The sequence below is a fragment of the Porphyromonas somerae genome (assembly GCF_022845615.1).
Classification (GTDB): Bacteria; Bacteroidota; Bacteroidia; order Bacteroidales; family Porphyromonadaceae; genus Porphyromonas_A; species Porphyromonas_A somerae.
Genome location: NZ_AP025559.1, coordinates 542,197 through 556,180, shown reverse-complemented (window position 1 = coordinate 556,180; position 13,984 = coordinate 542,197). Strand labels below are relative to the sequence as shown.

Sequence of the window (13,984 nt, the reverse complement as noted above, 5' to 3'; positions counted from 1 at the left end):
TATTATACACTTTTCTCCTTCGGACGGCGAAGTGCCTTAATCGTCATATAGAGGAGTGCTAGTACCACAATCCCGAGGATAACCAAGCCAATCTCATGGCTATAACGCTCCACATAAGGCATCAGCTCCTCTCGCGGCACCACACTCTCCAAGTACCAACCAATCAGAGCCAGCACTAGATTCCACGCACCGGCACCCAACGCGGTATAAAGAAGAAAAGGGGAAACCTTCATCCCCGACATTCCCGCAGGAATCGATATCAACTGCCGAATGCCTGGCACTAGACGACCAACTAACGTAGAGATCGCACCATGCTCAACAAAGTAGGTCTCGGCCTTCACGATCTTTTCCTCCGAAAGCAGGAAGAAAGCCCCCACCCTACTCCGTGCAAAACGATGCACGAGCGGACGGCCCAACCATACTCCGATTAGATAGTTGATCAAGGCTCCAATCAATGCCCCGAGAGTAGCGAAAATCACCACCCCGCCAAAGGTCATATCACTACTACCAGATGCCACCATATAGGCTGCTGGTGGCACCACCACCTCACTTGGGAAAGGGATAAAGGAGCTCTCAATCGCCATCAGGAGCATGATGGTGAGATAATTGAGATTCTCCAAAGCCCATTCAATAAACGGTAGGCTCTCCATAAGCAATTAGTCGATATTGTCTAGCTCTCCTTTGGTGTACTGAGCCAAGGCATCGGCACTCATTCCAGTAGAGGAGAAGCCTCCATCGTGGAAGAGGTTTTGCATCGTCACCTTTCGTGTCAGGTCGCTAAAGAGCGTTACACAATAGTCGGCGCAATCATCCGCATCGGCATTTCCCAGTGGAGATACCTTCTCCGCAAAGTGACGCAAGAGGTTCATTCCCTCTACACCGCTACCGGCAGTAGTCACTGTAGGCGATTGGCTCACTGTATTGATGCGTACCCCTTTCTCCTTGCCGTAGATCAGCCCAAAGTTGCGAGTGATTGACTCTAGGAGTGCCTTGGCATCGGCCATATCGCTATAGCCCACAAAACTCCTTTGTGCGGCAATGTAAGTCAACGCCACCACGGAGCCTCCCTCACTGATTGCATCCATCTTCTTTGCCACGGTCAGCATCTTGTGAAGCGAAAGAGCCGAGATATCAAGCGTCTTCGTATAGTTTGGATAATTGATATCATCATAAGGAATCCCCTTACGCACATTGGGGCTCATTCCAATGGAGTGTAGTACAAAGTCAATCTTACCACCAAGGGCTTCCATACTTTCACTAAAGACCTTTTCAAGATCCTCCACACTCGTTGCATCACAGGCAATCACCTTTGCCCCCGTCTCCTGAGATAGGTCATTAAGCGTGCCCATTCTGATCGCTACAGGTGTATTGGTCAGGGTAATGCTCGCCCCCTCCTCTACCACACGCTGTGCCACCTTCCACGCAATTGACTGCTCATTCAGAGCACCAAAGATAATTCCCCTTTTCCCCTTAAGTAAACCGTAAGCCATATACTATATCTATTGCTAATTCTTAATATTAAACTACAAACAAAGATACCAATTTTGAGCATACTCTCCATTGACAGCATAAAGTGTACAGGGGTTACGCATTAGATAACCCTAGCCGTAGGGCATTCACAGGTGTACTATTGGGGAGGCCCCCGGCTGAGAGGTCCGTGTTAAATAGGCACAGGTCAAGGCACGTAGTGCCGAAGACCTGTGTATAACGATGTGCAAAACACCCTTACGACCCCAGCTGAGGGGTCGGACAACCTTATCTAGGTCTGACCCCTCAGCCGGGGTCATGGAGATGAAAAAAATGCCCTTGTACACAGGTCGTTCGGGGCTTTGCCCCTCCGACCTGTGCCTATTTAAGAGGGACCTCTACCGAGGTCCTTACTCCATTATCCTCTACAACTTGTAAATGATCATTCGTGCAAGTGACGCTTCTAAGTCTCTTTCTAATGCGTAACCCCTGTCATGAGAGCATAGCAAAACATAGTCAAATATATCATTATAATTCCAGCGTTGCAGTTCGCCGATATTCCGCTAGGTTGCGGAACGTATTCCGTATGCGTGCGGAATGGATTCCGTAGCCCTGCGGAATGGATTCCGCACGCATACGGAATGAAGCGTGGTTACTAGAACGCATTCCTACTATAGTATACACTACTCATCTGTTATTCCTGAAAGAGTAGACACACTGTTTCCTCTATTTCTAAAAGTATAGACACTCAGACGAAAACCACTCAATAAGGTTTTTCTAATACGCAACCTCTGAATCATCCATGAAAAGATGATAGAAAAGTGGTGCAGTTTTTGGTATCTTTGTAATCGTTAGGTCTATATCAAATGTGAACAATGACCTCCAACTTACTAGATAACAGATGACCATGACTACGAACAGCTTTACTCGCTCCTTAACCGTCACCCTATTGCTGCTTTTATTCTCCGTCACCGCCAACCCCACAGAGATAAGGAGTCAGCAAACACGAACCGTATACATCTGTACAGGGAAATACTCCAAGGCCTATCATGCGAGAAGGGAGTGCAAAGGACTCAACAACTGTAAAGCAAGAATAAAAGCCGTCAGAATTTCAGAGGTGGGCAAACGCAAACCCTGTAAAATCTGCGTCTCCTAACTCACGACTTTCCAGTCTTGCCTAATAAGGGCACCCAAATCAAATTTGGCTAAAAAGCAGAGCCACTCCACTTCAAAATTATTGTTTATCTTTGTAGCTGTTATGAGTAAGAAAGGAATTATAGTAGTTTCGGGAGGGGTGGATAGCACCACGCTTCTCTATGACAAGCGGGAGGAGATCGGTTTAGCCCTCACTTTTCGCTATGGGTCGAACCATGAATCGCAAGAGGTGCCTTGTGCGGAGTATCACTGTAAGCTGCTTGGCATTGAGCACCAGGTGGTGGATTTGGACTTTGTGAAGATGATACATAGCTCTCTATTAGAGGGGGCGGAGCAGATCCCTACTGGGGAGTACGAAGAGGAGAATATGCGGAGCACCGTGGTCCCCTTTCGGAATGGGGTGATGCTCTCTATCGCTTGTGCCTTTACAGAGGACCGAGGTATGGACAAGGTATTTATCGCCAATCACTTTGGAGACCATGATATTTACCCCGATTGTACAGCGGCCTTTATCAAGGGAATGAATGAGGCGATGGTGCAAGGGACCTATCACCACGTGCGGGTGGAGGCGCCCTATACTGGGCTCTCTAAAACAGAGATTGTGGCGATTGGGACTAAGTTGGGGGTGGATTATAGCCACACCTGGAGCTGTTATAAGGGGGGCGAGAAGGCGTGTGGAGCGTGTGGCACCTGTAGGGAGCGACAGGAGGCATTTAGAGATAATGGACTTGTAGATCCCATACCTTACCTATGAACGGAAAGGAGTACAGAATAAGGGCTGAGCGATACCACGATATCTGCTTCGGCCATAGGGTGATGAATCACGAGAGTAAGTGCCGCCACCTCCATGGACACAACTATCGCTTTTACTTTGTGATAGAGGCAATGGAGGGGTTGGACGAACTGGGGCGTGTGCTGGACTTTTCGGTGATCAAGGAGACGCTCTGCCAATGGCTGGAAGAGCATTGGGACCATCGCTTTCTTCTCTTTGTGGAGGACCCATACCTGCCGACGCTTGAGCAGCTGAGCCCCGAGAGTATTGTGGCAGTGCCTTTTAACCCAACGGCGGAAAACATTGCCCAATATATGCTATCGACCATCGCCCCACCCCTCCTAGAGCCATGGGGCTGTAGGCTGGTGGAGTGCCGAGTAGAGGAGACGCGTAAATGTGCCGCCACAGCTCGCATTGAGGAATGATGGAGCATCGGCTGAGGATTGTGGAGCTCTTTCAGAGCTTGCAAGGGGAGGGGGCGAATAGTGGTCGGCTGATGATTTTCATTCGCCTTACAGGGTGTAATCTGCGTTGCGACTTCTGCGATACTGCTTTTGATCGGGTGGAGATGGAGTGCACACCAGAGGAGCTACTGGAGGAGATCAAGAAGAGATACCCGACCTGCAAAAACTTGCTATGGACGGGCGGGGAGCCAACTCTGCAACTCACTGAGGAGGTCGTGGATTTTTTCAAATCGGCTGGCTACTGGCAAGCCCTCGAGAGTAATGGTCTAGTGCCGGCTCCTAGAGGTTTGGACTATATTACCCTTTCACCAAAAGTAAAGTGGGATAAGGTGACGGAGAACTATCGTGATAGAGCGGTGGGGGAACTGAGATTTCCGATAGCTGAAGGGAACCCTCTGCCTGAAATTGAACGGCTCCCAAAGGCGATGCATTATTACCTCTCGCCCATCTTTGACGGGGAGCAAGTGGTGGCCGATAATATTCGTTACTGCCAGCAACTGATTGAGGAGGACCCTCGTTGGTCGCTATCCCTTCAGATGCATAAGCTCATTGGCATCCGATAGGAAAGGCTAGAGTTCTTTGATGAGCTCTACCAGCAGGGAAGCGAGGGGATCTTTGCCTTGAGATTGGATAAAAGCATTGAGGTAGTCGGATAAGACTCTTTGATAGGTCTCTTTGGGGATTAAGCCCCACCCCATTTGGTCTCTTAGGTGTAGCAGGGGAGCGATATAGGCGATCACCTCTTTGCTACACAATAATTGATCAATTTGCTCTCTCTGCGGAGTCACTCCATAGAGGGCTAGATACCGCTGCTTGAGCACTTCACAAGTGATCCCGAACCGCTTTCCTTGCCAAAGCAAACTGCCTTGTCGCTGGGGAGTCATCCCGATGCCGTGAAACTTAAGTGCCTTTTGAACTGCTTCCTTCACCACTCGTCCGATAGTAGAGCCTAGGCATGAATGCAATCCTGCATCATAGAGCATAGTGGGAGCCTCTAGGTTGGAGACCACCATAATGGTATCGGTGCCTGAACCGGTAGCTAAGCCACGTGAGTAACAGCTACCAGCTTGCAACTCTTGTAGTGCGGCACTCTTGGCCTCTGTAGCAGTGATGATGGCTTGTGTCAACACCCCCTCTGGTAGCTGTGCATCTATAAAGAGCATGATATTGATGGTACCAGGGGGTGGCAATAGATTCTCGCCAGTCAGTTCGTCATAGGAGGGCGGGTCGCCCGCTCGGCCACCATTGTGGTCAATACCAGCAGTCACGATAGCTTCTACTTGAATTCCATGGAAGGAATCCATTACCTCGGCACGCTCTTCTAGTTTCGCAGCGGTTCCCATTGCCACTGTCTGCTCCACTGGTAAACCAAGCTCTTTGGTGAGTAGTCGATAATGCTCGCACAGATTGGGAGCTTCCATTTTGGTCACCACTTTATTCTGCACCAATGGGGAGCTACTGTAGGAGTAATTGTAGAGGTACTTCATTCCTTCGCGGCAACCTCCATTCAGTGGCGAACTACTTGCCACCCGTTTACGCCCTTCAAGAGCCACTACCAGTGCCTCACCAGCTAGGTATATCCTATCACCACAGATAGTGGTGCCGACCAAGTTTTTATCTGCTATGAGGCTCAAAATAGATAGGGAATAAATATGATTAATCCTACAATAACGGCACCAATAGCTACGAGTAGAACCGCCCCTGCAGCTAAGTCTTTGGCATCTCGGATAAGAGGAGAGTACTCTGGACTCACCCTATCAGCCAGCTTCTCTAGGGCACTATTCATCGCCTCCATAGAGAATACCAGGAAGATGGTGAGCACAAGAATCAACCACTCTACTTTGCTCACACCTAGTATTGCTGCCAATATCACCACTGCTATCGCACAAAGGAGGTGGATACGTGCGTTGGGCGTATAGAGAAAAAGCTCCCATATACCCCGAAGGGCATAATGGAAGCTTTTGATAACTCTTTTCAGTGGATGAGCTTTAGGGGCGTTGGGTTTCATCGCTTATAGCCAGCTCTTCATAAAATGGTCCATCTCCTTTTGCTTTTCTTCCAACTTGAGAAGGAACTCAAATTGGGCACGGGTGCGTATCAAGTTGTGCTTTGGCTTATGCGTTTTGTAGTAGGTATCGCCATTGATGTAATCAGTGAGGAAACGAACGGTCTGCATATAGGTGAGCAGTCTACCACCATAAGGCAACAACTCTATCTCTACAGGTGTTAGGAATGCCTTGGCCTCCTCCATATATCCACGAATATAGCTCTCAAAGACTGGCATATTGACTTGGATATTGGAGAGGTTTTCATCATCCTCCTCACCACTATTCACCGCGGTACGGATAAAGTCGCCAATATCGGAGAGCACAAATCCTGGCATCACAGTGTCTAGGTCTATCACGCAGAGCACCTCGTCGGTAGCTTCATCGAAGAGGATATTATTAACCTTGGTATCGCAGTGGTTAGTGCGAAGCTTGAGAGAACCATTTTTGTAGAGACGCTCTTGCACCGTCATCGCCTCGGCACGTTGCTCTATCTCCTCTATCAAATCCTGTACCTCTGCCACACGACCTACTCTGTCTTCGCTTACCGCATCTCTAAACTGCTGTAGGCGGAAGCTCATATTGTGGAAGTTGGGAATGGTTTCGCCCAACTGCCCCTCTGGCAAATCGGAGAGCATGGAGTGGAACTCGCCAAAAGCTTTTCCCGCTACATAAGCTAGCTTGGGCGATACACTTTCATAGCTCTTACTCCCCTTGATATAGTAGCACAAGCGCCACATATTTCCCTCTACAGAGGCATAGTTCTTACCATCCTTTGTCTTGATAAAGGTGAGGACCTTCCGATCAATATCCTTCTCTCCTTGCTGCTCTAGGTGACGCCGGATATGGGAAGTGACGGCAAATATATTGCTCTGAAGGGTCTCTACATCCTCAAAGATCTGGTCATTGATTCGTTGCAAGACGTACTTTCTCCTCTCGCCTTCAGGAGTATTCACAGAAATGGCATAAGTATCATTGATATGCCCATTGCCAATAGGGATAATCCCCATCACATCTTCGGTAATAGGAAATTGATTGACAGCGCGACCCAGCTCTTTATAATCCATAAATATTAGCCATAAAATTGAAAGAAAAAGGGTGCTGTAACCCAAATCAAGACAAAGAAGGAAGCCATTAGAATACCTACTGTCTGCCTTCGACCGATCGGACGGACAAAGCTGTGTCGTGCCTCTCGGCGTGGCACATCGAGAAATGCAACCCGACTCTCACTATAGAGCCAATAGCAGACCCAGCCACAAGCCAAACCGAGTAACAGGCCGGGCAACACGTCGGTAATGAAGTGCATACCTAGATAGATACGTGAGTAGGCCACCGTAGCCGCCACAATGAAAGAAACAATTGTAAATAGTCGGTGCCTTACGACCAACGAGGCAAAAAGTGAGAAGGCGAAAAAGTTGGTAGTGTGGCCCGAGACAAAGCCATAGCCACCTCCTCGATGCCCTAGCACTGTTTTCACTACGTCCTCAGTCAGTGGATGGTACGTAGGCCGCTCACGCTGGAATATCTGCTTGATGATACCCGATGAAAGGCCATCCGCCAAAACCACTAATAGCACAATCCCAAGCAAGAAGAGGATCACCTCTCCCTTTTTCTGTTTATAAGACATCAATACGAGGAAGAGCACCACGAACACGATCCACGGCCACTTATCCGAGATGAAGTACATCACACTATCTAGGTAAAGACTGTGGAGACTATTGAGCCACAAAAAAGCATCACGCTCCAGACTAACAAGGGATTCTACCATATTTATCTAGCGAAAGTTATTAATGATTTCAAAGGTATTGTTGGGCACCCATCCGACTGTACCATCGGGGAGTTTGATCTCGGCATACCCCGAGAGCGTCTGCTGTGTTACCACCTTAAGGCCTCCATGCACCACCACAATATCTTTGGCAGAAGCATCGGGGGAGCTCTTTACGGTGATAATACTGCTCGTTAGTATCGCCTCCTTATCTTCATGCGTAAAAAGATAGGAGCGATAGGCAAGGGCATTGGTCAGGATGGTGAGTAAAAGGGCAACCAATCCTCCGTAAAATCCTATCTGCCGTTGCGACCTGCTACGTCCTCTGAAGTAGAAGAACACGCCAACCATCACAATAGCAAAAAAGATAAGCCCCAACATCCTCCATACTGAGAGTGAGCACCAGTGAGAGATATCATCCCACCAACGGCTCAGGAAGAGCCTAGGAGTGGGCTCCATATCATCTACAATCTGGGAGCTGACCAGCTCAAGATTGAATCGGGTATCCCCGTCGGAAGGGTCGATACGATAGGCTCGCTCAAAGTTGAGGATAGCGAGAGGTAGGTCGTTATTCTTGTAGTAAGCCGAGGCTAAGTTATAGTATATCTCCGCCGATGGTTCCCCCTCCTCAAGTGCTTTAGTAAAGCATTCAATTGCTTTAGGATAATCGGCATCACTGTAGGCTGCCACTCCCTCCTGAAACGAAGAGGCGAAGAGTGGTAGGCTGAGGAATAGCAGCGATAAAGAATATAGTAGTTTGCGTCTCATAACATCACTTCCCTTTTAATTTCTGTACCCCATCTATCACAGAAGCGGCCTGGTCATAGAGTTGCTCACGCTCCTCTGTTTCGCTCGGAGAGTAGCGAGCCACCTCCAATGTGCTAAGCGTCTTAATCGCCTCCTCTACTAGCTCTTCACTGGCTCCACGCTCCTTCATGGCAGTCGCAATGTTTTCTTTGGATAGCTCCGAGAGCGGGATATGCAACTTAGCACTTAAGAAGTCACTCAACCCTTTCAGTAATGCCTCGTAGTAAGCCGAGTCTTCGCCCTTATTCCTCATCTGATAGGCTATCTTGAGGTACTTCCGTGCCATCTTACCGGCACGTCGGCTCCGATTCGATACAGTATCGGCCATGTAGGCCTCCTTTTTCCGATCTATCAAGATAGCTACAAGCAGTAGTACTACAAGGGCGATATAGACAATAAGATAGAGAGTGCCATTGGTCTTATCAAGTGTAGTGGCTCGTTTCGCACCTTTGAGGTAGCGAATATCTTTCCCCAGATACTTCACATCCTCCTTGTTGGAGAGACCCGATACGGCAGAGACATCTGTCGCTTCACCCTTATCCACATGCACCTTTGTTTCGGGGAGTGTGATGGTTTCATACTGCCCCTTGGCAGGGTCAAAGTAGGTAAAGGGGATAGCTGGTATCACGAAGTCACCCACATGCTTTGGCACGGCAAAGTACTCCTTTGCTCTTGTTCCTCGTGTCTCACCACCTCTTACGCCAGTATCATCGCTCTCCTTTGGGTCGTAGGTATCAAAACCTTCAGGGAAAATGGGCTCAGGGATCTTTGCTAGTTTGATATTTCCCTTGCCCTCCAGCGACATCTTCATTGTAAAGCTTTCATTGGTCTTGAGCACCTTAGTAGGCACCTCCATATTGAGAGAGTACTGCCCCACCGCTCCCGAGAAGTTATCGGGTTTAGGCTGTGGCAATGGCTTTACATCGATCGTCACAGGCTTTGTCTTGATCTTCTTACGTAGCTGCTGGAAGTTATCAAAGAAGGCATCAAAGATATCTCGCTTGGGGTTAGAGATCGGCATACTCACGACCATCTCAAACTCTGCCGGCTTAATGACTAATTTGCCTGCTCTCTGCGGGTAGAGTACTACCGAGTGAAAAGTGGCCGCATAGTAGAGTTTACCATTGACTTGCTCCGCCTCGAAGAAGGCTTGCGAGCCATCGTCCTGTACGTATTGTACAAAGCCCTCGTAATCTGGAAAGGAGAAGTTGGAGAACTGAGTATTCTCTAATCGTGAATAGAGCTTATAAGTAATCTGAACCGCCTCCTGCTCATACACCTGAGTTTTGCTAGGGATAGCTACGATATAGAGATCCTCAGCCGATATGCTAGGAGAGGCGTTGCCTCCGCCATTATTTACCTCCGTATCTGTATCCGCTCCAAATACGGTAATACGCCGGGAAGCGGTACGATAAGTGGCACCAGAAACCTCTACCTTTGCTTCAGGGAGGACGTAATTGCCCTCTTTCTCCGCTAGAAGTGTGTAAGTAAAACTAGTGGTTCGACTAGAGCTTCGCTTACCATTCACGATGCTCATACTCGAACTGCTACTCACGGCCGGTCCGTAGACCACTTCCAGCCCCGACGGTGCATTAAAGCTGATATTCTTGGCAGATGCATTTACTGAAAAGACCACTCTAAATGGGCGTCCTGCTATAATATGGCTCGGTACTTCCACATCAAAAGCCACCTTATCCTGCCCCCACACATTCAGGGAGAGCAGAGTAAGAACTACCAATAATACATATCGATTGTATCGTATCATCATCACCAATTTTTAGGTCTTGACTTTTTGCCCCTTTGCTGTTGCTGCTTCATTTGCTCCACCTTACGCTGCGTATCCTTCTCGTCTTGTAGATAGGCTTGAAGGATCTTCTCAGCATTGTCTTGGCTCATTGTTTCAGCATTTTGAGGCTGTTCTTGCTGCTTATTAGGCTGGTCCTTCTGCTGGTCCTTCTGCTGGTCTTGCTGTTGATCCTGCTGATTCTGCTGTTGCTGGTTGTCCTGTTGCTGCTGCTCTTGATTATCCTTATTATCTTGATTCTCCTCGTTATTATCTTGCTGCTGTTGCTCCAATAGCTTTTGAGCAAGAGCAAGGTTGTAACGCGTCTCCTCATCGGTTGGTCGACGTCGGAGCGACTCTTTATACATCTCAATAGCCTTGGCATAGTCCTTCTTCGCCATCGCCAAGTTACCAGCATTATGAGCCACATCAGCCGCCTCATCCTTCGGGAGTATCTTTATCTCCTTAAGCATCTCCTGGTAGATCTTATCCGCCTCTTCGCCTCGCTCCGTACGCACAAGGGTATTGGCGAGATTGAAGTTCGCCACCTTGTCACTTGGATTTATCTCCAATGCCTTGCGGTACTCCAGCTCCGCCTTATCGTACTGCTCCTTTTGAAAGAGTTTATTGCCACTCCTTGCCAACTGACGCACCTCTTTCTGGGCATAGCCAGAGAGGGAAAAGGAGACCAGTAAACCTAATAACAATAATATTCTTTTCATCATTCCTTACTTTTAGCTGAGGTACGCTCAAAGAGTTGCACCCGTCTGAAGTATCTATTCTTCCGGTCGAGCAATAAGAAATCAATCCACAGCAGAAGCAATCCAAGTAGCAAAGGGATATAATAAAGTTCATTATAAGCGGTATAAACCTTCATCTCCAACTCCGCCTGCTCCAATTTGTTGAGGGCCTCCTCCAAGGCTCTTACAGACTGTGACACATCACTGGCACGCACGTAGATTCCCCCTGAAGCAGTGGCGATCTCCATTCCGAGTTGCTCATTGAGCTTCGTAATCACCATCTTACCCTCGGCATCTTGGAGGTAACCACCCTCCGGCATAGGGATTGGGCCTCCGTCAGTAGAGCCAACGCCTAGCACATTGACCAAGATCCCCTGTTTCTTCGCCTCCTCAATCGCCGAAAGTACATTGCCCTCATGATTCTCGGCATCGGTAATCAATACGATGGCACGCTTCACCTTTTCATCACTTGAAAAGCTACGTACACAGAGCCTAATCGCCTGCTCCAATTGAGTACCCTGCACCTGAATGAGATCGGGAGAGGCATTATCCAAAAACATCTTGGCCGAAATCATATCCCCTGTGATTGGGAGCTGCACATAAGCATCCCCCGCAAAGAATACCAGACCAATCTTATTATTATCCAGTTTGTCAATAATTCTCGAAACGATTGCTTTAGCACGAGCCAAGCGATTGGGCTTCACATCGTCCGAAAGCATAGAGTTGGAGATATCCATCGCCACCATCAGCTCAATGCCCTCACGCTTTACCGTCTCACTCTTAGAGCCCATTTGGGGTCGAGCAAGTGCCACCACCAGCATCGATAGACTGAGTATAAGCACCAAGTCCTTTGCCAGCTTACGCCGTAGAGATAGGTCGGGCATCAAGAGACGCACCAATTCGGTCTCACCAAACTTCTTCAGCTCCTTTCGCTGACGGCTCATTCTCCATACGAGGAATAGAGCCACCACCAGCAATGGCAGCAAAAGGAAAAGTATATATGGGTGTAAAAATCTCATTATGGCATCCTCCTAAATAGCGTACTACGAAGTAACAGTGCTGCAAACAACAGTATCAGAGCAGCCCATAGATAGGGTGGAAATAGCTCCTCCTTCTGGGTGAAACTCTCCACCTTTAGCTTCACCTTCTCCAGCTGATCTATCTCCTCATATATCTTGTGCAAGCTATTGTTGTCGGTAGCTCGGAAATACTGACCTCCAGTAGCAGAAGCTATCTGCTTAAGGCTCGCTTCATCAATCTCCACTGGCATACTGACATACTCTACCCCCAGATAAGTCTGAATTGGATAAAGTGCCTCCCCCATAGTCCCCACCCCAATGGTATAAACACGTATCCCAAAGCTAGCAGCGATCTCAGCAGCAGTCACAGGGGCAATAGTACCAGAGTTATTGGTACCATCCGTAAGGAGTATCACCACCTTACTCCCCTCCTTGATCTCTTTGAGGCGATTCACTGCCGTTGCTAGGCCACTTCCTATTGCGGTACCATCATTCACCAGCCCCATCTCCACACCATTAATCATATTGAGGAGTACTGCATGGTCCGTAGTAAGTGGACACTGCGTATAGCTCTCACCCGCAAAGACCACCAACCCGATATTATCATAAGGGCGAGAGCTGACAAACTCCCCAGCCACACTCTTTGCCGCTTCAAAACGGTTGGGTTGCAAGTCCTTTGCCAACATACTCCCCGAGATATCAAGTGCCAACACAATATTAATCCCCTCCGTACTCTCTGTAGAATAGGCATTGCTACTCTGTGGGCGTGCCAAAGCCACCACCCCAGAGATAAATGCCAATAATGCCAATGCAAAAGGTAACCAACAGAGCCGTGTACGCCACCACACCTTACGCCCTCTAAAGGCACCAATAGTGCTGAGCGTAAAGGTAGCTGGTCGCTTTTCTCGCCATAGGTAAAGTCCTATAGCAAGAGGCACTAGCAGCAATAATAGAAAGAAATAAGGATGAGCAAACGTCATGGCTCCACACCTCCTCCCTCTTCTACACTCTTCTCCTCCGTAGTCTCCGAAGGCCTTTGTGCCTCCCTTTGTGCCTCTATGAATGCTACAGAAGCAGAGAGCAAGCTAATATTCTCATCCGAGCCAGGCTGATACTTTGCAAACTTAGCCAAGTCGGCTGTCTCCAAAATCCTTACAAGCTCGGTATACATCTTATCTCGACCTACTTGCGACTTAAAGGCCTCTAATATCTCCGCACTAGTCATATCCAGTGTGGTGATACCATAGACACGGAAGATATAGCGACGCAAGATATCAGTGAGCCTAGTATAGTACTCCTTCACTCTATTCTGCTGCCAAAGCTCCTCACTCTTCAGGGCTGCCACACTCTGTATCGCCTCCTCATAAGGATCAAGTAGTGGCACCTCTTCACGCACCTCATCGACACTCTTCTTGCGTTTCTTTAGATACCTCACTAGGAAGTACGTTGCCACGCCAAGTGCTATGACACCCAATAGAATATAGAGATAAATAAGGTAGTCTTGCCAAACGAATGAGGGTTTCCACTGCCCCTTAATATCGGCGTATTGGTCGGGGTGCTCCAGGTCCACGGGCACCGTATTCACCACCAAGCTCAATTGGTCACCCGCAGTATATAATGAGTCGCCTACCAGTGCAGAAATATTTCTGAGCTGATAGTTGGCAGAGTCAAAGGAGGTGAGCACCACATCATAAATCAATTCTTGTAGCCGATCATTGATCATAGTAGAATCCACCAACTGACTCTCTATGATCTCCACACCCGATACCAACGTATCCTCTGGCAGCACTAGCCGCATCATCTCCGAGCGAGGATAGACCACCTTCACATTGAGCTTCACCTGCTCACCGATCAAGATGGCCGACCGCTCCAATGTAGGGATAATGCGCACCTCCCCTCCATCCTCCATTGCCAAGAGAGAGAGAGGGGTAAGAAGTAGCGCCATCAGCCACCCTATACATTTTATA

15 protein-coding genes are annotated in these 13,984 nt (G+C 48.4%); 3 read left to right on the top strand and 12 right to left on the bottom strand.

Annotation, left to right across the window (positions count from 1 at the left end):
• Positions 1 to 2 precede the first annotated feature (2 nt).
• On the bottom strand, positions 3 to 650 hold the full coding sequence (locus tag MWL85_RS02400) for a DedA family protein (protein ID WP_244401275.1): 648 nt from the start codon (positions 648 to 650) through the stop codon (positions 3 to 5).
• A gap of 6 nt (positions 651 to 656) precedes the next feature.
• Positions 657 to 1,490: an enoyl-ACP reductase FabI gene (locus MWL85_RS02395; protein ID WP_021902994.1), complete on the bottom strand. Its 834-nt coding sequence runs from the start codon at positions 1,488 to 1,490 to the stop codon at positions 657 to 659.
• 1,235 nt (positions 1,491 to 2,725) lie between these two features.
• Here MWL85_RS02395 and queC point away from each other — a divergent pair.
• The 3 genes from queC to MWL85_RS02380 are packed head-to-tail and all read left to right on the top strand — an operon-like array spanning position 2,726 to position 4,421.
• Positions 2,726 to 3,376, top strand: a complete 651-nt coding sequence (gene queC, locus MWL85_RS02390) for a 7-cyano-7-deazaguanine synthase QueC (RefSeq protein ID WP_244401274.1) — start codon at positions 2,726 to 2,728, stop codon at positions 3,374 to 3,376.
• Complete coding sequence (locus MWL85_RS02385) at positions 3,373 to 3,819, top strand: 6-pyruvoyl trahydropterin synthase family protein (RefSeq protein WP_244401273.1); 447 nt, start codon at positions 3,373 to 3,375, stop codon at positions 3,817 to 3,819. Before queC ends, MWL85_RS02385 begins: the two co-directional genes overlap by 4 nt.
• Entirely contained in the window at positions 3,816 to 4,421 is a 606-nt protein-coding gene (locus MWL85_RS02380) for a 7-carboxy-7-deazaguanine synthase QueE (RefSeq protein ID WP_244401272.1), read from the top strand. Before MWL85_RS02385 ends, MWL85_RS02380 begins: the two co-directional genes overlap by 4 nt.
• A 6-nt stretch (positions 4,422 to 4,427) precedes the next feature.
• On the opposite strand, the gene MWL85_RS02375 is transcribed toward MWL85_RS02380, so the two are convergent.
• From MWL85_RS02375 to MWL85_RS02330, 10 genes are read right to left on the bottom strand one after another with little or no spacing between them, the layout of a single operon-like run.
• Entirely contained in the window at positions 4,428 to 5,492 is a 1,065-nt protein-coding gene (locus MWL85_RS02375) for an adenosylcobinamide amidohydrolase (RefSeq protein WP_244401271.1), read from the bottom strand.
• Complete coding sequence (locus MWL85_RS02370; protein ID WP_244401270.1) at positions 5,489 to 5,866, bottom strand: diacylglycerol kinase family protein; 378 nt, start codon at positions 5,864 to 5,866, stop codon at positions 5,489 to 5,491. The genes MWL85_RS02375 and MWL85_RS02370 overlap by 4 nt, the downstream gene beginning before the upstream one ends.
• A gap of 3 nt (positions 5,867 to 5,869) precedes the next feature.
• Positions 5,870 to 6,970: a phosphotransferase enzyme family protein gene (locus MWL85_RS02365; protein ID WP_244401269.1), complete on the bottom strand. Its 1,101-nt coding sequence runs from the start codon at positions 6,968 to 6,970 to the stop codon at positions 5,870 to 5,872.
• A gap of 5 nt (positions 6,971 to 6,975) precedes the next feature.
• Positions 6,976 to 7,671, bottom strand: coding sequence for a phosphatase PAP2 family protein (locus MWL85_RS02360; protein WP_244401268.1), 696 nt, complete (start codon positions 7,669 to 7,671; stop codon positions 6,976 to 6,978).
• A 6-nt stretch (positions 7,672 to 7,677) separates the two neighbouring features.
• Positions 7,678 to 8,436, bottom strand: coding sequence for a tetratricopeptide repeat protein (locus tag MWL85_RS02355; RefSeq protein ID WP_244401267.1), 759 nt, complete (start codon positions 8,434 to 8,436; stop codon positions 7,678 to 7,680).
• 4 nt (positions 8,437 to 8,440) lie between these two features.
• Positions 8,441 to 10,243 (bottom strand): BatD family protein, encoded by a 1,803-nt coding sequence (locus MWL85_RS02350; RefSeq protein WP_244401266.1) that lies wholly within the window; start codon positions 10,241 to 10,243, stop codon positions 8,441 to 8,443.
• The gene (locus MWL85_RS02345) at positions 10,243 to 10,983 is read right to left on the bottom strand and encodes a tetratricopeptide repeat protein (protein ID WP_244401265.1); all 741 of its coding nucleotides are present in this window, start codon (positions 10,981 to 10,983) and stop codon (positions 10,243 to 10,245) included. The genes MWL85_RS02350 and MWL85_RS02345 overlap by 1 nt, the downstream gene beginning before the upstream one ends.
• Complete coding sequence (locus MWL85_RS02340; protein ID WP_244401264.1) at positions 10,980 to 12,017, bottom strand: vWA domain-containing protein; 1,038 nt, start codon at positions 12,015 to 12,017, stop codon at positions 10,980 to 10,982. The genes MWL85_RS02345 and MWL85_RS02340 overlap by 4 nt, the downstream gene beginning before the upstream one ends.
• A complete protein-coding gene (locus tag MWL85_RS02335) occupies positions 12,017 to 12,997 on the bottom strand; it encodes a vWA domain-containing protein (RefSeq protein ID WP_244401263.1) in 981 nt (326 codons plus the stop codon). Before MWL85_RS02335 ends, MWL85_RS02340 begins: the two co-directional genes overlap by 1 nt.
• On the bottom strand, positions 12,994 to 13,962 hold the full coding sequence (locus MWL85_RS02330; protein ID WP_244401262.1) for a hypothetical protein: 969 nt from the start codon (positions 13,960 to 13,962) through the stop codon (positions 12,994 to 12,996). Before MWL85_RS02330 ends, MWL85_RS02335 begins: the two co-directional genes overlap by 4 nt.
• Between the last annotated feature and the right edge of the window lie 22 nt (positions 13,963 to 13,984).